This is a genomic window from Bradyrhizobium sp. HKCCYLRH1030 (assembly GCF_051168395.1).
Classification (GTDB): Bacteria; Pseudomonadota; Alphaproteobacteria; order Rhizobiales; family Xanthobacteraceae; genus Bradyrhizobium.
The window spans coordinates 199,106-222,013 of record NZ_JBNPUY010000001.1; the positions used below are offsets into that span (position 1 = coordinate 199,106).

The following is a 22,908-nucleotide window of genomic DNA, read 5'->3' on the forward strand; positions in this document are numbered from 1 at the left end:
GCCCTGAGAGCTACGCCATCGCCCGCTCGGGCAGGAGCTCGGCGATCTGCACCGCATTGAGCGCAGCGCCCTTGAGCAGCTGATCGGCGGCAACGAACATCGCGATCGAGTGGCCTGACGGATCGGACAGATCCTTGCGGATGCGGCCGACCAGCACGTCGTCCTGGCCGGAGGCGTCGACGGGCATCGGGAAGTAGTTCTTGGCGCGGTCGTCGACCACGCGCACGCCGGGCGCGGTCGCCAGGATGCGGCGGACGTCGTCCTCCGAGATCGGCTTCTCGCATTCGAAGGTGATGGATTCACAATGGGCGCGCAGCACCGGCACGCGGACGCAGGTGACGCCGATGGCGATGCCTTCGTCCTCAAAGATCTTGCGGGTCTCGTTGATGACCTTGGTTTCCTCGTCGTTGTAGCCGGTCTCAGGATCGATGGCGGTGTTGTGGCTGAACAGGTTGAAGGCGAACGGATGCGGCATCACCTTGGGCGCATAGACCTGGCCGTTGAGGCTCGCGCGGGTCGACTGCACCAGCTCGTCCATCGCCGCCGCACCGGCGCCGCTGGCGGCCTGATAGGTCGAGATGATCACGCGCTTGATGCGATTCTTCTGATGGATCGGCCACAGCGGCACCAGCGCCGTGATGGCCGCGCAGTTTGGATTGGCGATGATGCCCTTGTGGTCGCGGATTCGGCGGGCGTTGATCTCCGGGATCACCAGCGGCACGTTCGGATCCATGCGGAAGGCCGAGGAATTGTCCACCACGACGGCGCCGGAGCGCACGGCGATCGGCGCGAACTTCTTGGAAATGCCGCCGCCGGCCGAGAACAGCGCGATGTCGACGCCCTCGAAGGAGCGTTCGGTCAGCTCCTCGATCACGATGGTCTGGCCGCGGAAGGTCAGGGTCTGGCCGGCCGAGCGGGCGCTCGCCAGCGCCTTGAGCTGGCCGACGCGGACGTTGCGGCGGTCCAGGGTGGCGATGAATTCGGCGCCGACGGCGCCGGTCACGCCGACAATGGCAATGGTGGGATCGTGGGACACGTCTCAAGTCTCCGGTTGAAATTCGGGCAATAAAAAAGCCCCGGACCTTCATCAGGCGGGGCTTCGGTTCGAAGATGGTCGCAATCGAGTTCGACTACGCGCGCACGCCTCCCGAGGCCCTCGTGGGCTTGGTGGTTTTCGTCGTGCGTTTGGTCGAGATCGACATGGCGCGGGACCATAGGGGCGGTCGGAACCGCCGTCAACGGCCGAAATGGACGAAAACGGCGCCATCGCGGTTGAATCGGGGGCCATCCTGACGCAATAAGCCGGCCATGAGCTCCTCGGCCAGCGACCTTCCCAACCATTTCGAACTGCTCGGCAATGACGGCGCGGCCCGCACCGGCCGGCTGACGACGCCGCATGGCGTGGTCCGCACCCCGGCCTTCATGCCGGTCGGCACCGCCGGCGCCATGAAGGGCATCCACTGGCGCGACGTCCGCGAGGCCGGCGCCGACATCGTGCTCGGCAACACCTATCACCTGATGCTGCGGCCCACGGCGGAGCGCATCGCCGCGCTCGGCGGCCTGCAGCGCTTCACCGGCTGGGGCGGGCCGATGCTGACCGATTCCGGCGGCTTCCAGGTGATGTCGCTGTCGGGTTTACGCAAGGTGACCGAGCAGGCGGTGACGTTCCGCTCGCACATCGACGGCGCGAAAATCGAGCTGTCACCGGAGCGCGCCATCGAGGTGCAGCGCCTGCTCAACTCCGACGTCGCGATGCAGCTCGACGAATGCGTGCGGCTGCCGGCCGAGCGCGACGATATCGAGCGCGCGATGCGGCTGTCGCTGCGCTGGGCCGAACGCTGCCGCCGCGCGTTCGAGAGTGCGCCGGCAGGCTACATGCTGTTCGGCATCGTGCAGGGCGGCGATGTGCCCGCACTGCGCGTCGCCAGCGCGCAGGCGCTGGTCGACATCGGCTTCCACGGCTATGCGATCGGCGGCCTGGCCGTCGGCGAGCCGCAGGCGGTCATGCTCGAGATGATCGAGGCGACCGCGCCGGTGCTGCCGGCCGACCGTCCGCGCTACCTGATGGGCGTCGGCACGCCTGACGATCTCCTGGAGTCGGTCCGGCGCGGCATCGACATGTTCGACTGCGTGCTGCCGACCCGCAACGGCCGCCACGGCGTCGCCTACACACGCTTCGGGCCGGTGAACCTGCGCAATGCGCGTCATGCCGATGATGACAGGCCGCTGGATGAGGAGAGCCCGTGGCCGGCGGCGCGCAGCTATGCCCGCGCCTATCTGCATCATCTGATCAAGGCCGGCGAGGCGCTCGGCGCCACGCTGCTGTCGGAAATCAACATTGCCTACTTCCAGCAATTGATGGCCGGGATGCGCGCGGCGATCGCACAAGGGCGCTTCACGGAATTCTACGAGCGCACCAAGGCCGATTGGGCGCGCGGCGACATCGCCCCGCGCGCCGGCTGACGGCCGCTTCAGGTGAAGGCCGCCAGCTCGTTGTGAGCCCGGCCCTATGCGCCGGCCCTCTTGAAATTGTGCTGATCATGCATTGCCGACCTGCCCGACGGTCGCGTTATCCTCAGCGACGGAACGGCCGCGACATCACGTCGCGGAACTCTCTCGCCCTGGCGCCGTTCAGTTGCAGACCGTTCAGTTGCACACGAAGCGGCTTTTCACGGAGTGCTTGGTGACGAAGCCATAGCCGCAGGTGTCGCAGGTCCAGAGATAGCTGATCGCATTGTCAGCCAAATATGCCGACGCCTCCGCGGCAATCATGGAGTCGGAGCAGACCGGGCATGTCGGCAGATCGCAGCCGCGAGGATTCGGGCGTGCGGTTGCGGTCGACACGAGATCAGCGAGTGCTGACATATTGACCTCCTGGACGATCTCTTTGTTGTTGGTGGCGATCTCTGCTTGAACGACGTCAATTTCGAAAAGGGTCGATTTCGAACGAGTCGCGTTCGAACGGGTCTATTTCCGACGAGTCCAACTTTCGCGGATATCAAGTCCGTCACACAAAGAGTTTGTTTGGGTGGTCTGTTCTTATGTCTATTCTACAACGGTGCTGTCGTTTGGCACGAACGCCCCGATTGTATCACTCCGAAGATGACATCTTGCTGATGTCCGCCCGGGTTGCAGTCGACCTGCACCGTGAATCTTCGTCCGGCTGAAATCAAGCATACACCGAGTTTATTGACCTTGTCGCAACACAAATGCGTTGGTTTTTCGCAATTTAGCCACGACTTGTTGTGCGCCGCGATCGTCCTAAGATCGCGCAAACGTGCTTGCGCAGCGCAACAGGCTCGCTGAAGATGGTCGGAAGCGTTGTCGACGTCGCGCGGGGCGCGCAGAGGAGTGATTTCATGGAGTCGTCAGCACAGCGTCCCGGACGCGGGCGCGTATTTGATTCAATTGTCGACGCGTTCGGCAATACGCCGATTGTGCGGTTGCGAAAGCTGCCGGAGCAACATGGCGTCAAGGCGACCATCCTCGCCAAGCTGGAATACTTCAATCCCGCCGCGAGCGTGAAGGATCGGATCGGCGTCGGCATGATCCTGGCGATGGAGCAGGCCGGCGTGATCAAGCCCGACACCGTGCTGATCGAGCCGACCTCGGGCAATACCGGCATCGCGCTGGCCTTCGTTGCTGCGGCGCGCGGCTACAAGCTGAAGCTGGTGATGCCGGAGTCGATGTCGGTGGAGCGGCGCAAGATGCTCGCGTTCCTCGGCGCCGAGATCGTGCTGACGCCGGCGTCGCAGGGCATGAAAGGCGCCATCGCCACCGCCGAGGAGCTGTTGCGGACGACGCCGAACTCGGTGATGCCGCAGCAGTTCAAGAACCTCGCAAACCCGGACATCCATCGCCGCACCACCGCCGAGGAGATCTGGAACGACACGGCGGGCAATATCGACGTGTTCGTCGCGGGCGTCGGCACCGGCGGCACCATCACCGGCGTGGGCCAGGTGCTGAAGTCGCGCAAGCCCGGCATCAAGGTGGTCGCGGTCGAGCCGGAGGAGAGCCCGGTGCTGTCGGGCGGCCAGCACTCGCCGCACAAGATCCAGGGCATCGGCGCCGGCTTCGTGCCCGACATTCTCGACCGGTCCGTGATCGACGAGATCGTCAAGATCAACAGCACCACCGCCATCGAGACCTCGCGCGCGCTGGCCCGCAACGAGGGCATTCCCGGCGGTATCTCCTCGGGCGCGGCGATTGCGGCCGCGATCGAGATCGGCAAGCGACCGGAAAGCGCGGGCAAGACGATCCTGGCGATCGTGCCCTCGTTCTCCGAACGTTATCTGTCCACCGCACTGTTCGAGGGGATCTGACCATGGCCGACCAGCCGCGGCGGCCCCGCACGCTCGCTGACGCCCGTACCGAGGCCGAGGCCGCGTTCAAGAAGGTGACCACCAAGCCGGTGGAGGCGCCGCCGAAGAAGGCGGCGGTTCCTGGCGTGCGCGAGCAGGTGACGTTGCGGATCGACCAGGACGTTCTCGAGCACTTTCAGTCCGAAGGGCCGGGCTGGCAGGACCGCATCAATGCGGCGCTGCGCAAGGCGGCAGGGCTCTGAGGGCCGGCTGCATTCTAACGAACAAGCCCGGAGCTCGTGCTCCGGGCTTTTTTTACGCGGGAAAGACGAAGACGTTTACCGGCGGAGCGCGCTGCCGAGCACACCGCCCATCATGCCACCGATGAAGGCGGCGCCGGCGGCGTTGCCCGCGTTGTCCTGCGGCGGCGGATTGCGATAGACCGGCGCACCCTGCGGCGGCGGGCCGCCGGCCGCGACGTTGCCCGCCGGCTTGGCGCGGCGCGGCCTGGCCTCATCGCCGACTGCGGCGGTCGCCGGCGCCGGCTGCGGCTCTGCCAGCAGCGCCTTGTGCTGCAGCTTGGTCAGGAATCCGGTCGACGGATAGCCTCGGGCCGCCTGCCAGCGCTTCATGACGCCGCGGGTCTGGTCGTCGAACACGCCCGTCATCTTGGTGTCGAAGCCAAGACCGGTCAGCCGCCGCTGCACGTCGCGGCGCTTGGTCTTGTCGAGGCCGATCTGATCCTCGCTGACCTGAGTGCCTTCCTCGGTATAGGTGGCGGGATCGACGCCCTTGGCGACGTTGCGGGTGGCGGTGTTGATGGCCCCGCTCTCGATCGCGGCGATGCGCGCCATCGCCAGCGACTTGAACTGCCCGTTCGGGTAGGTCGAGAGATAGGCGTTGAGCTCTTCCGGCTTGTTGGAGTCCTTCACCGAGCGCCAGAATTCGAGCTCGGCTTCGCCTGCGGTCACGGTGGCCGTCGCGACGGCCGGCGTCGTGCCGGCCGTGGCGGCCGTTGCAGCGGGGGCAGCCGCCGGGTTGAGGTAGACCGCGCCGATCAGGTTGGTATGCCCCCAGGGCAATTGGCCCTTGCTGGTCTCCTCATTGACCTGGGCGCGCACGGCGGTCATGGCCTGCTGAATCTCGACGCCGGGCTGGGCGATGTGCGAGATCAGCGCGCGGGTAAACGGGCTGTTGGCGCCGGCCTCGCCGTCGAGGGCGGTCTGGCCCGGGCCGGTGGCGAACGCGATCAGCGTGCCCTCGCCGGACTTCATCTCGGCCAGACCGGTCTGCACCGACACGCTGCGGGTTGGCGAGTTCGACTTGATCTTGGCGGCGAACGGATTGTCGCGGCAGGCATCGAGGAACACCAGCTTGACCTTGGCGTCCCCCATCGTCTGGTCGAGCGTCACGTCGATATTGATGGCCGAGCCCAGTTTGACGTCCATTTCCGACTTCAGGTCGGCGTCGACCGGCAGCAGGTAGTTGGTGCCCGCAATGGCGATGCCGTGCCCGGCGTAATAGAACACCGCGATGTCGGCGCCCTGCGCCTTGCGACCGAAATCGAGCAGCTTCTCGGTCATCTTGTCGCGCGTGAGATTGGTGCCCTCGACGACGTCGAAGCCGACGTTGCGCAGGGTGGCCGCCATGGCCTTGGCGTCGACCGGCGGGTTCGGCAGTTGAGCCACGCTCTTATAGGCGCCGTTTCCGACGACGAAGGCGACGCGGCGGTCGGCCTTGGCGGCTTCAGCGGTCAGCACCATGCAGAGCAGGGACAGGGCGACGGTGAGATAGCGCATCAGGAGATCCCCCAACGATCAAGCGAAGCGTTCACTGCAGCATTTGTCGCGGATCGGCGCGAAAAGTCTTGTTCCCGGGCAAAAAATCACGCTTCCGCCACAAACCAGTTCGCGGGTGTTGCGCCCGATCCACGACGATCGCGTGTAGCGCGCCGGTTCCGTGATCCGGATCACGCCGCTTGAGGGCTCCCCGGCGCCTCAGGTCCCAGCCGAACTGCCCATCGGCACGGCCCGAGGCTGCGGCGGACGCAGGTTCAGCAGGTTTCCGGCGAGAATCAACGCAGCGCCAACCACGGTCAATCCGTCGAGACGCTCCGCATAGACCAGCCAGCCGACGGTGGCGGTCAGCGGAACGCGGAGAAAATCCATGGGCACCACGATGGTGGCGTCGGCGTAGAGCAGCGCCCGCGTCATGCAGAAATGCGAGAAGGTCCCACAGAAGGCGACGAGGAGGATCCAGCCCCAGGTCGCGGCCGAGGGCGGCGTCCAGAATACGAGCGAAGGGATCAGGCCGGCGATGGATTGCACGACCAGCATCCAGAAGATGATCGACACGGTGGGCTCGGTGCGCGTCAGCAGCTTGACCAGCGCGATCGAGATACCGAAGCCGACCGCGGCGGCCAGCGCGATGAGCTGTCCCGGATTGATCGCCCCGGTATCCGGGCGGACGATCACGACGACGCCGACGAGGCCGAGCCCGATCGCCGCCAGCTTGAACAGGGTGATGCGCTCGCCGAGGAAGGCCGCCGCCAGCAGCGCCGTCCAGATCGGCATCGTGAACTCGATCGCCACCACCTGGCCGATCGGGATCAAGGTGAGCGCGAAGAACCAGCCGAGCTGCGCGCCGTAATGGACGAGGTTGCGCGCCGCGTGCTGCTTGAGGCGCGAGGTGCGCAGCCTGGCAAAGCCGCCGCTCAATGCGATGACCGGCGACAGCATCACCAGGCCGATCAGGCAGCGCAGCTCCATCAGCTCGAACACGTTGAGCTCGCGCATGGCTTCGCGTCCGGCCACCGCCATCACCAGCATCAGGCTGAGCCAGCCCGTCATCCACAGTGCGGCGATCAGTTTCGAAGCGGGACGATTCATGAGGTGGCGGGGAGAGGGAGGAGGGCGGCGAAGGCGGGCTGTATCACCTCGCGTGCAGAGCAATGCAAATGAAATCAACGGTGCAGTGCACCAACGCCGCTGCAGGCTTTGCCCGCGACGGACGCGTGTCATCGAGAAAAACGTGGAGTGTGGCTGTGTTTCGTCCTAAAGCGACCGCCGCGATACAGCCCAAGGCAGCCAGAGACACGACATGACCGAACGCGCCGCTTCAGCCGACTTCGTGACCGCCTTTGCCACCGGCTGGCCGGAGCGGGAGCCTCATCTCATGGTGCTGTCGCTGACCACCCATAAAGGTGTGCAGGACTTCGCCATGACGCGGGAGCAGGCGCTGCTGGTCGCCAAGACCATCAAGCGCACCGCCGCGCAGCTTGCTCCGGCGCCCTCTGCAGGTGCAATCCCCGGCGCCAAGCGTGGCGGTTGATCGAGATCACCGCGACAGTGAAATGTTGGCTGCGCGGAACTGGCTGTCGGCCCGGATCGACACGGACTGCCTCTTGCCGCGGGTGGCGAGCGCGATGTTGGCGTTGAAGCCGGCGGTGGTCGCGAGCAGCTGGAAGTTGCCGCCGCCGCCACGGCCCTGCAGCACGCCATTGATGCCGCGGCTGGTCTCACTCCAGGTCCCCGAGATGGCCGAGCCCTCAGCGATCACCTCGGCCTGCAGCCCGAACTTGTAGGCATCGCTGGCGCAGGTCAGGACGAGCGTCATCCGCGGTCCCGAGACGCCGTAATTGGCCCGGCACCGGATGCGCTCGGTTGAGCCGTCCTCAAGTGCAACCGTGCCGCCGCCGCCCCACGTTCCGGCCATGCCGGTGAAGGGGCCCGGATCGGCGTGTCCCGGCGAGGCGGTCATACCCGCTGTCAAAACGACGGCGGCGGCCGCGGCCCGCCGCACCATCTTCAGGAGCGTGTGCGCGCCGTTACAGGCGCGAAGCCTGCCAGCGGCCGCTACAGGGGATGCCGGCCGAGGCGCCGTTCCACTTGCCCGAGCCAGAATTGCCGTTGAGCTGCCCATTCGCATATGCGCCATTGATGGAGACCTTGACGAGGCCTTCGCGTCCAATCGAACCCGACACATTGGCGCCAGCCGCAGAAATCTTACCGTCTGCGACGATCAAGGTCGAGCTGGCCGTGGGCTCGCAGCTGCCACTGTTGGTGACGATCGTCACCTGCCACTGACCGTCATAGGGCGACTGGGCGAATGCGGGGGCGGCCGAGCTACCCACCAGGATCGACGCGGCGAAAGCCATTCCAATGCGGTCGAGACGCATGAATCGTTGTCCCTCAATGTCGTTTGATTGGTACCTTATTTGGAGGAATTGTGACGAAAATTTGCCGCAGCGCCGCAACGAATTTTTATCGAGCAATTTCAGTCCATTAACGATTAATGCGGAACCCGGCTTTGAGCCATTCGGGCGGCATTGTGCGCAAACTGCGCCTTCGCCCACCACATGAGCGGACGACCGCCCACATCCTTCCGCTGACCGCCCATGCTGCCGTTCGCAGGGCACCGCGAAGGCGCCAGCGGGGAGGATGTCCACAACTTATCGGGGCGATGCGATCAGATGTTCAGTGCGGGGTGAGGCTGGGCGCGTTGGTCGCGAACTGCTCGTCCTGCGGCTTGGCCGGAATCGTGCCGGTCGCCTTGGCCGATTCGACGACATCGCCGAGCAACTTGAGCCCGAGCGGTGCGAGAGCGCGCTCCCACAGCTCGCGCGCGGTCTCGCCCTTCTTGACGAAGCACCATTCCTGGGCGGCGATGGCGCCGGCATCCATGCGGTCGGCGAGGTGGTAGATGGTGCCGCCCGCGATCGGATCGCCCTCCTTGATGGTCCACTCCACTGCGGCGATGCCCCGGTGGCGCGGCAGCAGCGAGGGATGGTAGCCGATGCCGCCGAGCCGGGCGGCTGCGACGGCCTCGTGGGTGACGCGGGCGTGGCTATGTGCCGTGACGATCAGGTCCGTGTCGGGGGCGATCTCACCGGCGGGCACGACCTTCGGATTGGCCTGGACCACGACCTCGATCCCGGCTGCTCGCGCCGCGGCTGCGAGCCGGTCCTCGCCATCATGAACGACGACCCGCGCGATCTCGATTCCTCTCTCGCGCAGCATGTTCAGTGTGGCGACACCGAAATGGCGGGAGCCGACGAGAGTGATGCGCATGGTCAGGGATCTTCCACGGTTGGGGGCTGGATCCGGTCGGGCTCTGACCGGATGAAACGGGTCAAACCAAGCCTTGGCCTCCAGGTCAAGCGCCTGCTGGGCCGTCGTCACAGTCTGGCTTCGTCCGGCCGGTGGAGGCGCTGGGGGGATTCAAACGGGAAAGGAGAAAGCTGCTGCGAGCCAGAGTTGGGCGGGCGCTTCAACCTCGCCGAATGCCGTGGGGCGCCATCAAGGTGCAGGCCGAGATGACCGTGGCGGATGACACACCCTCGTTGGGACCGGCGTCAGCATCAGATGGACCGCGAGGCAGGACCGATACCCGAAACTCGCCGAAAGGTTGTGTCCGGACCGGTGCCGCATCGCGGCATGCCCGTCGACAGGCCTCAAACCCCTTAGGAGCGAACTATCAATTGAACTGATAAGGACGACCGAAGGTGCTATCCTGGTGGCTCATGGGTTCGATCTGGCCGGTCTGCGAACGCAATTCGCCTCAGCCAATGGCTGAGTGGATAGATAAACCTTTGATTGTGTAATTAGTTGTCGGTCTGCGTATTAAAACTGACGCTTCTGCATATGACGAAGATAATTTCTTAAAGGCCACGGAGCACAATGCTCCGGCCGCTCCGCCGCGCGGCCGGATAGCCGGGTGCCGCGCCTGTCACCAATCCCTGGGCAACAGCACCCGGTTATTTGCCGGCGGTCATGTGGATTCCGGCGGCGGAAGGTCGATGCCGAGGGCTTCGCAAAGCGGTCCGAGATGTTTCTCGTAGCGGCGCCAGCTTCCGATCGACCGGCGGTAGATCGGCTCGCGCACCTGCATCAGGCTCGCCGTGCGCACCATGCGCTCGGTGCGATGGAAGTCGAGGCAGGCATCCTCCCAGTCGAGGCCGCAATGATCGAGCACGCGGCGCGACACGCCCTCGAGGTCGTCGACCAGATCCTCGTATCGAACGTCCATCAGGACGCCGGGCGGCAGCACCTGGTGCCAGTGCTCCATCACGCCCTCATAGCCCCGGTAGTAGTGGCCGAGCTCGGTCAGGTCGTAAGCAAAGGGCTGTGAGCCGGTGAACAGCAGCGAGTAGCAGGAGACGCAGTTGTCGAGCGGGTCGCGCCGTGTGTTGATGATCCTGGCGCGCGGGAACGCCGCATGGATCATCCCGACGAACAGGAAGTTCAGCGGCATCTTGTCGACGATGCGCTCGGCCTCGGGCGCCAGCGTCCGAACGCGGGCGGTGTACTCCTGACCGATCTTCGTCATCTCCTCGGGTGGCAGCAGCGTGATCAGATCGGGATACGCCGGAACGACCTTCTGGCGGTTGGCGCATTCGCCGACGAGATCCTTGAAGGTCTCGAGCTCGCCCGCGCCGAAGACCTTGGAATGGCTGGCCAGCACCTGCTCCATCAGGGTGGTTCCGGAGCGCGGCATGCCGACGATGAAGATCGGGGCCCAGGAGTCGTCGCCGTGCCCTGCAACCATGCGAAAGAACTCGGGCGTGAAGCGCGCCGCGACATTTTTCATCATCCCGAGCCGCTGCTCGGAGTCGTAGTCGAAGGTCTTGCGCTTGAGGGTGTTCGCCTTGTGCAGATGCGAGAAGGCCTGGTCGTAGTCCTTCAGGTCGGACAACGCCTTGCCCATCGCGAAATGGGCTGCGATCTGCTTCTCCTGATCGAGCCGGTCGACGCGTTCGAGGAGCTGCCGCAGACCAGGAAGCCGGCTGTCGTCCGGCTTGAACTTCGACATGTTCGCGAGATTGAGATGGATCGGCGCGTCGTCCGGCGCCAGCTCCAAGGCCTTCTGGAACGCCGCCGTCGCCTCGTCGAAGCGGCCGAGCGCCTGGTAGGCGACGCCGAGATTGTTGTAGGAGCCGAAGCGTTCCGGCTTGATCTTGATGGCCAGCAGGTTCTGCTCGATCGATTCCTCGAGCCGGTTGAGCTCAAGGAAGGCATTGCCGAGATTGCCATAGGCGTCGGCATAGTCGGGCCGGCTCGCGATCGCCCGCTTGTAGTGCTCGATGGCGCGCTCGCGATGGCCCTGGCGCAGCAGCACGTTGGCGATGTTGTTGTGGGTCTCGGCGTGTTCAGGACTGAAGTCGAGAACCTTGAGATAGTGCTTCGCCGCCTCGATATCCTTGCCCGCCGTATAGAGCAGGTTGCCGAGCGCAAAATGCGCATCGAGGTGCTGCGGCTTGTTGTCGATCGCCCGCCGGAGCAGGGCGATCGCCTCGTCGATCAGCCCCTGGTTCTGGCGCACCATGGCGAAGGCATAGAGGATGCCGGCGTGGCTCGGCGCCAGCGCAAGTGCCGTCTCGTAGTGCTGGACGGCCGTCTCATAATGGCCGGCGGAGGCCTCGACGGCTCCGATGCTGCCATGGGCCTCGGCGGACTTGTCGTTCACCGCGACCGCGCGCCGGAAGAACTCCTTGGCCTCGTCGAGCCGGTTGGTGGTGGTGCAGACCATGCCGAGCCCGACCAGCGCGTCGAACTGGTTCGGCTGCCCCGCGAGGATCAGCTTGAAGATCGTCTCGGCATCCTTGAAGTCACCGCGGCCTTGCAGCTTCTTTGCCACGGCGGCGGCGCCTTCGGCCAGAGTCTGCAGCGATCCGGCCTGCTGCGAAGCGAAGGAAAGCGATGCTGTCGTCGGCGTCACCACGGGCGGAGCGACGTTCACCGGCTGGGGCGGCTTGGCGCCCGCGATCGCCTCGGCAATCGTCGGCCGCACGGCCTCGCTGCCGAGCGCATCGAGCAGCGGCTTGAGCCGGTCGCCATACATGCGCCAGCGGCCGACCGATCCGGAGAACAGCGGCTTACGGACCTGGACCAGGCTGGCGGTGTTCACCGGACGCTCGTTCTCGTGGAACGACAGGCAGGCGTCATCCCAATCGAGCCCGCAATGCGCAACGATCTTGCGGGCATGCGCATCGAAGTCGCGCACCATGTCCTCATACGTCACCTCCAGCATGACGCCCTCTGGCAGCACCGAGCGCCAATGGCTCATCAAGGCGTCGTAGGCCCGGTAGTAGCGGCCGAGCTCGGCCAGATCGTAGGCGAAGGGCTGCGGCTCGGCGAACAGTTGGGTGTAGCAGGACAGGCAGGTGTCGATCGGATTGCGCCGCACGTGAATGATCCGGGCATTCGGCAGCGCGAGATGGATCAGCCCGGCGAACAGGAAGTTCGACGGCATCTTGTCGACGATGCGCTTGGTGTCCGCCGGCAGGTCCGTGAACCGGTCGAGATAGGCGCGCGCGAGGGTCGTGATGTCGGCGTCGGACAGCTTGGCGAGCATCTCCGGATAGTCACCGCGGTCACGATCGGTGAACAGCCCCGCGGCGGCCGCGAAATAGTTGACCTCGCCGGCGCCATGCACGGCGGAATGGCTGGCGAGGAGCTGCTCGACCAGGCTGGTGCCGGACCGGGGCATGCCGATGACGAACACCGGCGCGTGCGATGGATCGCCATGGCCTGCGCGCGCCTGTAGCATGTCCCTGGAGAACACCGCGCGGATGCGCTCGATCTGGCGCAGCGTCTGGTTCTCGTCATAGTTGATGCGGCGGCGCTCGAGAGCGTTGCCGGCGTTGAGGTGCACCAGCGACCGTTCGCCGTCCTTGATGTCGGCATAAGCCCGCCCGAGGGTGAAGTGCAGGGCGATGCGCGCATCCTCGGTGAGTGTCTCCGATCTCGCGGCCAGATCCTGCAGAGGTGCCCAGCGCGCGTCGTCGACCGCGAACGGCTTGACCACGCCGTAATTGAGGTGCGTGCCGATACTGCGCGGGTTGACAGCCAGGGCCGATTCATACGCGAGCGCCGCCTCGTCGAGCCGCCCCAGGATCATCAGCACGCCAGCGAGATGGTTCATCGTCGTCGCATCGCGGGGATCGTGGGCGAGGGCGGTTCGATAACTCGCGACGGCGTCCTCGTAGCGCTGGATGTCGCGCAGTGCATCGCCGCGGTTGCGGTGGGCGACGGCATAGTCGGGGCGCCGGCGCACCGCCTCGTCGTAATGCGCGAGCGCCAGGTCGTGCTTGCCGCGCGATCGCAGCGCATTGGCGAGGTTGTTATGGGCCTCCGGGAAGTCCGGCCGCGCGGCGATGGCACGCTCGTAATGGAAGATGGCGGCAGGGCCGCTCTTCATCTCCAGGTGCAGATTGCCGAGATTGTAGTGCGCCTCTGCGAGCCGGGGGTTCAGGGCAAGGGCCTGCTGATAGGTGTGGATCGCGGCGTCGAGCTGACCGGTGGCCTGCTGACAGCCGCCGATGTTGAGCAGCACGACCGGCGCGTTGGGCTGGATCGCGAGCGCCCGCGAGTAGTGGACAATGGCTTCCGAGTGCCGCCCAAGCATGCGGCAGGCGTCGCCGAGGCTGGCGGCGGCTGCGGCGAAATCCGGCCGCGCGTCGAGTGCGGCCTCGTGATGCGCGAGCGCGCGCTCGTACTGGTCGAGGCGCTGCAAGGCAAAGCCGAGCGCCTGGTGCGCATCGGCGCTGCCCGCGTCCGCGGCCAGCAACAGCTCCAGATGCCGAACCGCGCCGGCAGGATCGCCGAGGCTGGTGAGCGCGCTGCCGAGCAGAAGCCTGGCCTCGGTCGAGGTCTCGTCGAGCGCGACGGCGCGCTGCAGATGCGCGCTCGCTTTGGCGAGGTCGCCGAGGCCTGCAAAGGACTTGCCGAGCGACAGGTGCAGATCCGCGGCGTCACCGGCTTCCTCTGCGGCCTGGTCGAGCAGGTCGCGTGCCTCATGTGTGTCGCCGAGCTGCAGGCGGACCATGGCGAGGCTACACAGGGTGCGGAAATGACGGGGCTGAAGCGAAAGAACCTTCCGGTAGGCCTGCTCGGCGATGCGCAAGGCTTGATCATTGAGCGCGGCCGCCGACGGCTGTCTGCCGTCGGACGCTGCGGGGACGAGGCGGGGACGGAAGGCGACGGCGAGCTCGTTCATGATGGCAACTTGCTGAATGTTCGACGAATGCCGTTGTCGAGGCGGATTGAAGCGAAACGGAGGCTTAGGCGAGGCCGATCGCAAACGGTCGGCTAGAACCCTTCGAGCAGCGGATGGAGCTTGTCCGGCCACGTGCAGCGTCGATGGCCGGTGCTGCCACAACGCAACGAGCCGGCGTAGACCCAAGGGATCTGCGCCGGCCAATGTTGGTCAGGTTGCTGAAGGCGTCAGCCCCACATGTGGTGCATCGCGTGGTGGTGGGACATGTCCGGACCGCTCGAGGCTGCCGCCGCCGTTGCCGCCGTGGCCGCGGCTGCCGCCGTGTGGTGGCTGCTATGATGGCTGTGGTGGCCGCCGCAGTGATGGGTCGTGGTGGTGTTGTTGTTGCCGCCGGTGGTTCCTCCGCCGGCCGTTCCACCGCCCGTCGTGCCGCCACCGGTCGTTCCACCACCCGTGGTGCCGCCGCCCGCAGTGCCGCCTCCGGTGGTGCCACCACCGGTCGTGCCACCTCCGCCCATGCCGCCGCCGGGCGTGGTCGTGCTCGTAGGCGTTCCGCCCGTGCCGTTGGCGATGTTCGGATTGGCGCCCGCCGGCATGCCGGTGCCCTGGGCAATGCCATTGACCGCAGTCGCTGTCACGAAGCTCGTCGCTGAGGTCACGTAGGCCGATCCGCCGATCGCGATGTTGTTGCCCGCAATGTCTCCGGCATTGCCGATGTAGTTCGCCGCGGCAGCCTTCAACATCGCCTGATCGGTCGCCAGGGCAGCACCGGTGTCGCCGTTCATGATGCCCATCAATGCCTTGGTGGCCATGATGGTGTCAGACTGTAGAGCTCCGGCGGCGAGCTCGTCGTCGAACCGTCCCTTGAACACCGCCCCCTGCGCCGCATCGAACGCGGCGCCAAAGTTCTGGTAGTTCGTGATCTGGTCGATCAGGGCCTGTGACGCCGTACCTGTTCCATTTGCGACCGCAACCAACTTCGCACCCAGCGTATTGCCCTCGGCGAGGAACGACGCCCAGAAATTGGTCTGCGCCTGATTATCCTGGAACTTCGTGACGGTCCCGGTCAGGCCGCCGGGCATTTCGGAGAACCCGCCGATGTGACCAGGCGCGCCGGTGCCGCCCGCCGCTGCGTTGAGCGCCGCGTCGTTCTGAAACACGTCGATCATGTCGACGATGTTGTCGGCGGAGCCGCGCAGCGCCGTCGGATTGGCCATCGTCTCGGCGACATCGTATTTGTTCAGCTGAAGGTTTGCTTGGCTGAGCAGCGTCATCAGGTGAAGTGTCGTCGTTTGGGCCGCAACGGCGGTTTCACCGGCTTCAATCGCAGCGAGCTTCGCGGGGTCATTCAGGATCGCCTGAAGGCCCTGCGTCACGGCCGTAAAATCAGCCTGGATCTGGTTGATGTTGTTGGCGCTCATGCCGCCCAGCGAAAGGTCAGCGGCGGCATTGAACACCGTTCCGATAGCGGTCAGGTCGCCCGCGGCCGCTGCAGCGAGATTGGTGGCGCTGTCGTTGCCGGCGGGAAGGCTCTGGAACGCCACGTCCATGGCACCCGTGTTGGCCAGGAAGGGAACGTTGTTGAGCGCGGCCGAGAGATGCGCGTCACCCTGGATCTGCGCCAGGATCTGCATCTGCACGTTGTGGATGGTCTGGTCGGCCTCGGCGAGGGTCGCCGGGTTGGTCGTGTTGGGCGCGGCGTTGATCAGCGTCGTGATCTCGTTCGAGACCTGGGTGAGCACCGCGGTGTCGGTCGCGTTGAGCGTGAATGCCTTGCCGCCGATCGTGACATCTCCGGGATTGGCCAGCATCGCGTTGATGTCGTTCTGCACGGCATGCAGGTCTGTGGTGTAGCTGCCGAGGAACGGGTTGGAGTTGCCGCTGTTCTGGGGCGTCGAGAACAGACCGGTCGAGATGCGAACCGCGTCGTTGAACACGACGCCGGCCTGGACGAGGTCGGTCGACGGGTTGAGCGCAGAGGCGCGAACCAGCAGATTGGACGTGCCATTCGCCAGCGCCGTCGGGTTGAAGGTATTGGCTGCCATTGATCATCTCCCCAAGTTTCAACCCGGCGTCTGCTGCTTGGCGTATCGGCAGCACGCGGGCGTTGATCGGGCAGCGACGTCTCGTTCGCTCCTTCGCGGAACGGGCGAAATGTCGCAGCCTCAGAGCACCTGGGAATTATTTGCTCCAATGGGGCCAAAAGAAGCGCCGCGGAGTCCTCAAATATGATGTTGTTCGGGCAAATGGCTCCTGTCGCAGCCGGGTCACGGCGACGGTCGGAAGCTTACTAACTCGTTGATTTCTGTCGTGGCATCCCCGCAACATCGTCGCTCAGCGGCGCCTCGACGCACGGTCCAGACAAGAAGTTGCCCCGATCTTGCGACCGGTCACCGATCTCTCCTTAGAAAAGTTCCAGCGTGACGAGCCTCCGCGGTGCGGAACGGAACGTGCATCTTTGTTGATCTTCCGAGGCCTCCTTCTTCAACGCGTGTCGTCTCGCCCGGCTCATTGTCCTTCTCATTTCCCCCGGGAGCACTGCGCGAGTGGACCTCATCTGCTTGTGCTCCCGGGTATCCGTATCCCAGCCGCAGCGGCTGCTGCGGCTGCCTCGTCAACCCCACATGTGATGCATCGCGTGGAGATGCGACATGTCGGGCCCGGCAGCCGCGGCCTGGCTCATATGCGCGCCCTGGCTTTGATCGTGATGATGGTGATGATCGCTGTGATGCGTGGCGTTGCTGCCGTTGTTGGCCGTGGTACCCGTCGACGTGCCGCCAGCCGCCGTTCCGCCAGCCGCGGTTCCGCCGGTCGACGTGCCTCCGTTCGCCGCGGTGCCACCGGCTGCAGCGCCACCGGCGGCGGTGGTTCCTGCCGCAGCAGTGCCGCCGGTGCCGTTGGCCAGGTTCGGTGTCGCGGTGACCGGAATGGTGCCGTGCGCGGTCCCCTTGATTGAGGTCGCCGCCGAGACCGTCGTGGCCGTCCCAACATAGGTGCCGCCATTGACCGGAATGTTGTTGCCGGAGACGTCCATGGCGTCGGCGGCAAAGCCCTGGCCGGCCGCGGCGACCATCGCCTTGTCTGCCGCAAGTGCTGCGCCGGTGTCGCCGTTGAGGATGCCTTGCAGGCCCTTGACCGCGTTGGCGGTGTCGGCTTCGAGCGTGCCGCTGAGCAGTTCGTTGTCGAACCGACCCTGGAACACGGCCCCCTGGGCGGCGTCGAAATTGGCGCCGAACTGCTGGTAGTTCTGGATCTGCGTGATCAGGGCCGCGCTCGCCTGCGCACCGCCGGTCGAGATTTTCTGCAGCGTGGCGTTGATGGTGTTGGCCTCGGCCAGGAATGCGGCCCAGAAATTCGTCTGTGCCTGGTTGTCCTGGAATTTGGTGACCGTCCCTTTGAGCCCGCCCGGATCCTCGGCGAAGCCGCCCGCATGGCCGGCGTTGCCGTTGCCACCTGCCGCCATGTTGAGGTTGGTGTCGCCCTGGATGATGTCGATGATGTCGAGCAGGTTGTCGGCCGTGCCGCGGAGAGCGGCCTGATTGCCGGTGGTCGCAGCCTGATCATACTTGCCCAGCTGCAGGTTGATCTGGCCGAGCGCCGTCTGCAGATGGATCGTCGTCAGCGCCGCGGCGTTGGCAGTCTCGCCAGCCTCGATCTGCGCGAGCTGGGTCTTGTTGTTGAGGATGGCCGTCAGTCCGTGCTGGACGGCGGTGAAGTCCGCGGTCACCTCGGCAAGGTTACCGGTGTTGATGCCGCCCGAGGCGACCTCGACGGCCTTGTTGAAGACCAGACCAACGTCCTTCAGGCTGTTGCCGGCGGTAGCGGCGGCAAGACTCGCCGGATCGTCCGCGCCCGCGGGCGACGTCTGGAAGGCGACGTCCTGGCCGCCGGTATTGGCGAGGAAGGGGACGTTGTTCAACGCGTTCGCCAGATGCGCGTCATTGTGGATTTCGCCGAGGATTTCCTGTTGCAGCGCGTGGATCGTCTGGCTTGCCGCTGCCGATGTGCTGGCGTTGGCGAACTGTCCCGCCGCCTGCAGCAGTGTGCCCAGTTGCCCCTCGACATTGGTCAGCACCGCCGTGTCGGTCGCGTTCAAGGCGAAGGTCTTGCCGCCGAGCGTGACCTGACCAGGGTTGGCCAGCATCGCCGCAATATCGGTCTGCACCGCCGTGATGTCGGCCTGGTAGCTGGTGAGGAAGGCCGGCGAGTTGCCGCTGTTGGCGAGGCTGAAGAGGCCGAGCGAGGCGCGCACCGCGTCGTTGAAGACGACGCCAGCCTGCACCAGGTCGGTCGAATGCTGGATCGCCGTGGCACGGGTCAAAAGGTTCGACGTGCCGTTGGCAAGCGCGGTCGGGCTGAAATTCACCGGCGTGGCGCCGCCAGCCGGCGGCGTCGACGATGAGCCGCCGGTGCCGTTGGCAATGTTCGGGGTTGCCGTGACCGGGATCGTGCCCTGGGCGAGTCCGTGCACCGACGTGGCCGTCGAGACCGTGGTCGCCGAGCCGACATAGGTCGCGCCGCCGATGGCGATGTTGTTGCCGGAAACGTCCATGGCGTCGGCCGCGAAGCCCTGGCCGGCCGCGGCGAGCATCGCCTTGTCTGCGGCAAGCGCAGCGCCCGTATCGCCGTTCAGGATGCCTTGCAGGCCCTTCACCGCGGCCGCCGTGTCGGCTTCGAGCGTGCCGCTCAGAAGCTCGTTGTCGAAGCGGCCACGGAAGACGTTGCCTTGCGCGGCATCGAAATTGGCGCCAAATGCCTGATAGTTCTGGATCTGAGTGACCAGTGCGGCGCTGGCCTGCGCTCCGCCGGTTGCGATCTTCTGCAGGGTCGCGTTGATGGTGTTGCCTTCCGCCAAGAAGGCGGCCCAGAAATTCGTCTGCGCCTGGTTGTCCTGGAACTTGGTGACCGTGCCGGTCAACCCGCCCGGATCCTCCGCGAACCCGCCGGCATGGCCCGGCATGCCGTTGCCGCCCGCGGCCTTGTTCAGATTGGCGTCGTTCTGAATGATGTCGATGCTGTCGAGCAGATTGTCCGCCGTGCCGCGCAGCGCAGCCTGATTGCCGGTTGTTTCCGCCTTGGCATACTGGTTGAGCTCGAGATTGATCTGCCCGAGCACCGTTTGCAGATGGATGGTCGTGAGCGCGGCCGCGTTCGCCGTTTCGCCATTCTCGATCTGGGCAAGCTGGGTCTTGTTGTTGAGGATCTTGGTGAGACCTTGCGAGATCGCCGTGAGGTCGTTCGTTACCTCCTGCAGGTTCGCGGTGCTGATGCCGCCGGAGGCGAGGTCGACGACCTTGTTGAAGACGAGGCCGACATCCTTCAGCGTGTTGCCTGCGGTCGCTGCGGCCAAGGTCGCCGCATCATCGGCACCGGCCGGCGTGTTCTGGAAGCCGACGTCCTGGCCGCCGGTGTTGGCGAGGAAGTTGACCTTGTTGAGCGCGCCGGACAGATGCGCGTCGCCGTTGATCTCCTGCAGGATCTCCTGCTGGACCGCGTGCAGCGTCTGATCCGCGGCTGTGATCGTCGCAGCATTCGTGGTCTGCGGTGCGGCCGTGAGCAGCGTCGAGATCTGCGCCTGTACGTTGGTGAGAACGGCGGTGTCGGTCGCATTCAGCGTGAAGGCCTGGCCGCCCAGGGTCACCTGGCCGGGATTTGCGAGCATCGCGGCGATGTCGTTCTGTACGGCGTGGAGATCGGTCGTGTAGCTGCCGAGGAACGGGTTCGAGTTGCCGCTGCCTGCCTGCGTGAACAGGCCGAGCGAGGCGCGCACCGCATCGTTGAACACCACGCCGGCTTGGACGAGGTCGGTCGACATCTTGAGCGCTGAGGCGCGCACCAGCAGGTTCGACGTTCCGTTGGCCAGCGCCGTCGGGTTGAAGGTGTTATTCGCCATAGATCATCTCTCCCCAAGTTCATCCGACGCCCGGCAGGGCCCCGTACCGAAACTGGCCGGACGATGCGGAAGCGCATCGGCCCTGCGTCGGACGTGCTGCGCCGCGCCTCACGCCCGTGCGCCGCTGTGTCGCGCGCTTTTCTGACGCGCGCTACTTTGTCGCACCTCGCTATATGCTCGGAGCAATCGGGCCAAAAAAGGCGTGGGGGAGTCCGCAAATATGTTGTTCTCGGGACATCGCGGATCTGTGACAGATGCGTCGCGATCACGTGCCAAGTGATTGATTTCTGGCGGCAAGCGACAAATGCGGGGTACGGCGATCGGGCGCGAATTGCATGTTGTCGTCAAGATGCTGCCTGCATCTCGCCGGTGAGTGGCCGGTCTCCGGAGATCAGACGCAGGGTTGGTCTGATGCGCTTAAGGCTGCCCAGCGACGAGGGCGCGCGGCATTGTCGCAGCGCGATTGCTGGAAAAACGCCACGATGGATCGTCTGTCCGGGGGAGTGAAAGGCGAACGCGCCTGGGCGTATCGGCCGACCTCGCCGTGCGCCGTTCAGGACGGCGGCGCGGCCTGACGCTGTGCCAGGAGCGCAGTCCTGATCTTCTGCAGCAGTGTGGTGTAGAGCTGATTCCAGGCCGGGTCATTCTGCCCGTTCGCGTCCAGCCCTTGCTTGGTCAGGCCCAGGCTGATCCGGTAGACGGCGAGCGCGCCGTCGATGTTGCCGAGTGGAATGAAGGCATCGCCCAGACTCTGGTAGGAATTTGCAAGCGCCTGCTGCAGCGACGGATCGTTGGCGACCGTGTTGGCGAGGTGGGTGATCAGCGCGGTATTGGCGCGACGCTGCTCGAAGGCTTCGGCATGGCGGCCCTGGGCGGCGAGCACGTCCGCCAGCAGAGCGTGGCACCACGCGAGGTCGCGCTCAAAGCTGAGATTGCCGCGGTGAGCTGCGGTCAGCTTCCGGATGATGGCGAGGCTGGCGGAATAGGCGGCATGCGCAGCCTCGAGGTTTCGCTGAACGAACAACACGGCGCCAATGCGGTTCAAGGCGACCGAAAGGTTGCGTTGAAACCCGGCGTCGTCCGGATTGGCTGCGGTCAGGTACCTGACGATGGCGATGCTCTGCTTGTAGTTCTGCAGCGCGCCCATGAGATCGCTCGCGGTGGCTGCGCGATCGCCTTCCGCGATGCCGGCGGCAGCCTGATCCAGCAGCCTGCCGGCGGCGACCGTGACGCCGACTGCAAGGCCCCCGCGGGCAACGTCGCCGCACGGTCGCGCCAGCAGTGCTGCGAGCGCGACCGGTTCGTCGCTCTCCACGGATTCCGGCGCCGACTCTGCCCTCGAGGTTCGATGCCGATCAAAGGGCGCAGGCGGTGCCTGCTGCTGAGAGGTGCGCGGTTGCGGATGCAATCCCTGTCCGAAGCCGGGAATTCGGCGCAACATGCCCTCGACCTGCGCGGCCGTGATCAGGCGCGTGCATTCGAACTGTCGGGACGTGCCCTGCCATCGCGGGCACCACAGAAAGTCCTCATGGTCGAAGCGATGACTGGCATCATTCCAGCAACTGTTGCAGGCGTGATGGTTGATGACCCGATAGGGGGTCGCAAACTCGTTGGTCGGGTGGGTGAAGCCGCTGATCAGCACGACCGGAGTGCCGACCGCCCAGGCCAGCCATGACAACCCCGAGGAAAGGCCGATGAAGAACGCGGCATGCTTGAGCCAGCGGGCGCGCTCGGGCAGCGGCCGGTCGCCGGTCTGATCCTCGGCTGCGGCGGGAATTTGCGTCCGGTAGGCGCCGTGGCTGCGCTCCGCGGTCTGATCGATGCAGATCACGCGATAGCCGGTCGCGCGGAGGAAGGCCACGATGCTCTGCCAGCCCTCGGGATTGTTCCAGTGCTTGCACGCGGTCGTTGCCTGCATGGCGATGCAGACATAGGGGTCCTCGATGGGACGGCTGTCTTCGCTCAACGCGACGCGAGGTGGACGCTCGGCCGGATCCACGCCGAGAATGTGAGCTGCGGTCCGATGCAGGCCGACCTGCCGGAAATCATAGGGCTGATGGACCAGCTCGGCATCGTCGAAGAACAGCCCGACCGAGTAGGTTGCGTAGTATCGCTCCGGCTGGACCGTCTCGTGGCTGAGGAATGCGATGTCAGGGTAGGCGTCGCGGAACAGCGGGATCAGCGGCTCGCCCATCGCACAGCTCAGGCGGCACCGATGCAGGTCCTTGAACTTCACTGCATAGCTCATCCAGCCGATGATGTCGCCGATCGTGCCGACCGGGAATTGGATCAGGACGTCGCGGTCGGTGGCGTCATAGTCGTGGCACAGCAGCAGCTCGGGCCCTGACCACACTTCGAGCCTGAACGGGACAAAGTAGCGTTTGCTGCTGTTGACGTGCCCAGAACGCAGGTCGATGTCGAACAGGACGTTGGCGGTCTCGAGATCGCTCAATCGGACGTGCCAGGCGTGTCCGGTGTCGGGCAGCATGACACGACAGCCGTCGTTGAAGTCGAAGCGCAGCCCCTGGGGACCCTCCTGGGTCGGCACGGCCGCTGGCGGCGGCAGTCGCGGCTTGCGTGCGTGATCAGACGCCTCGGTGCGGGCGCCTGGCTGGGCGGACGGTAACGCACTTGCCGGCACCATCGCCGGGTCTGAGGTGCGGGGAAAATTTGCAACGTTCATGTCGAGGTGCCGACGCGGTCTGCGTTCATTCGTGA

15 protein-coding genes are annotated in these 22,908 nt (G+C 65.5%); 4 read left to right on the forward strand and 11 right to left on the reverse strand.

The window, feature by feature from the left end:
• Positions 1 to 10: 10 nt before the first annotated feature.
• Positions 11 to 1,036 carry an aspartate-semialdehyde dehydrogenase gene (locus ACQR1E_RS00910; protein WP_316186135.1) on the reverse strand — a complete coding sequence of 342 codons (1,026 nt, stop codon included), beginning with the start codon at positions 1,034 to 1,036 and terminating at the stop codon, positions 11 to 13.
• Between the two features lie 272 nt (positions 1,037 to 1,308).
• On the opposite strand from ACQR1E_RS00910, the gene tgt reads away from it, so the two are divergent.
• Complete coding sequence (gene tgt / locus ACQR1E_RS00915; protein ID WP_316186136.1) at positions 1,309 to 2,463, forward strand: tRNA guanosine(34) transglycosylase Tgt; 1,155 nt, start codon at positions 1,309 to 1,311, stop codon at positions 2,461 to 2,463.
• Positions 2,464 to 2,646: 183 nt separating this feature from the next.
• Here tgt and ACQR1E_RS00920 read toward each other — a convergent pair whose 3' ends face one another.
• Positions 2,647 to 2,865: a hypothetical protein gene (locus ACQR1E_RS00920; RefSeq protein WP_315751042.1), complete on the reverse strand. Its 219-nt coding sequence runs from the start codon at positions 2,863 to 2,865 to the stop codon at positions 2,647 to 2,649.
• 494 nt (positions 2,866 to 3,359) lie between these two features.
• Here ACQR1E_RS00920 and cysK point away from each other — a divergent pair, with 494 nt between their 5' ends.
• Complete coding sequence (gene cysK / locus ACQR1E_RS00925) at positions 3,360 to 4,322, forward strand: cysteine synthase A (RefSeq protein WP_316186138.1); 963 nt, start codon at positions 3,360 to 3,362, stop codon at positions 4,320 to 4,322.
• A gap of 2 nt (positions 4,323 to 4,324) precedes the next feature.
• Complete coding sequence (locus ACQR1E_RS00930) at positions 4,325 to 4,564, forward strand: BrnA antitoxin family protein (protein WP_315711784.1); 240 nt, start codon at positions 4,325 to 4,327, stop codon at positions 4,562 to 4,564.
• Positions 4,565 to 4,639: 75 nt separating this feature from the next.
• Here the strand turns inward: ACQR1E_RS00930 and ACQR1E_RS00935 are convergent, their stop codons facing one another.
• Positions 4,640 to 6,100 (reverse strand): caspase family protein, encoded by a 1,461-nt coding sequence (locus ACQR1E_RS00935; protein WP_315711785.1) that lies wholly within the window; start codon positions 6,098 to 6,100, stop codon positions 4,640 to 4,642.
• A gap of 198 nt (positions 6,101 to 6,298) precedes the next feature.
• A complete protein-coding gene (locus ACQR1E_RS00940; protein WP_316170193.1) occupies positions 6,299 to 7,189 on the reverse strand; it encodes a DMT family transporter in 891 nt (296 codons plus the stop codon).
• 211 nt (positions 7,190 to 7,400) lie between these two features.
• On the opposite strand from ACQR1E_RS00940, the gene ACQR1E_RS00945 reads away from it, so the two are divergent.
• Complete coding sequence (locus tag ACQR1E_RS00945; protein WP_315711788.1) at positions 7,401 to 7,631, forward strand: hypothetical protein; 231 nt, start codon at positions 7,401 to 7,403, stop codon at positions 7,629 to 7,631.
• Between the two features lie 6 nt (positions 7,632 to 7,637).
• On the opposite strand, the gene ACQR1E_RS00950 is transcribed toward ACQR1E_RS00945, so the two are convergent.
• The 7 genes from ACQR1E_RS00950 to ACQR1E_RS00980 form a co-directional block, all read right to left on the reverse strand.
• The gene (locus tag ACQR1E_RS00950; RefSeq protein WP_434896545.1) at positions 7,638 to 8,105 is read right to left on the reverse strand and encodes a hypothetical protein; all 468 of its coding nucleotides are present in this window, start codon (positions 8,103 to 8,105) and stop codon (positions 7,638 to 7,640) included.
• Between the two features lie 22 nt (positions 8,106 to 8,127).
• The gene (locus ACQR1E_RS00955; RefSeq protein ID WP_315751045.1) at positions 8,128 to 8,478 is read right to left on the reverse strand and encodes a hypothetical protein; all 351 of its coding nucleotides are present in this window, start codon (positions 8,476 to 8,478) and stop codon (positions 8,128 to 8,130) included.
• Between the two features lie 298 nt (positions 8,479 to 8,776).
• The gene (locus ACQR1E_RS00960; protein ID WP_315711792.1) at positions 8,777 to 9,370 is read right to left on the reverse strand and encodes a formyltransferase family protein; all 594 of its coding nucleotides are present in this window, start codon (positions 9,368 to 9,370) and stop codon (positions 8,777 to 8,779) included.
• A 700-nt stretch (positions 9,371 to 10,070) separates the two neighbouring features.
• A complete protein-coding gene (locus ACQR1E_RS00965; RefSeq protein ID WP_434896546.1) occupies positions 10,071 to 14,297 on the reverse strand; it encodes a sulfotransferase in 4,227 nt (1,408 codons plus the stop codon).
• A 227-nt stretch (positions 14,298 to 14,524) separates the two neighbouring features.
• The gene (locus tag ACQR1E_RS00970) at positions 14,525 to 16,342 is read right to left on the reverse strand and encodes a hypothetical protein (protein WP_434896547.1); all 1,818 of its coding nucleotides are present in this window, start codon (positions 16,340 to 16,342) and stop codon (positions 14,525 to 14,527) included.
• A 569-nt stretch (positions 16,343 to 16,911) separates the two neighbouring features.
• The gene (locus ACQR1E_RS00975) at positions 16,912 to 20,190 is read right to left on the reverse strand and encodes a beta strand repeat-containing protein (RefSeq protein ID WP_315827556.1); all 3,279 of its coding nucleotides are present in this window, start codon (positions 20,188 to 20,190) and stop codon (positions 16,912 to 16,914) included.
• A gap of 553 nt (positions 20,191 to 20,743) precedes the next feature.
• Positions 20,744 to 22,873, reverse strand: coding sequence for an autotransporter strand-loop-strand O-heptosyltransferase (locus ACQR1E_RS00980; RefSeq protein WP_410052166.1), 2,130 nt, complete (start codon positions 22,871 to 22,873; stop codon positions 20,744 to 20,746).
• Positions 22,874 to 22,908 lie beyond the last annotated feature (35 nt).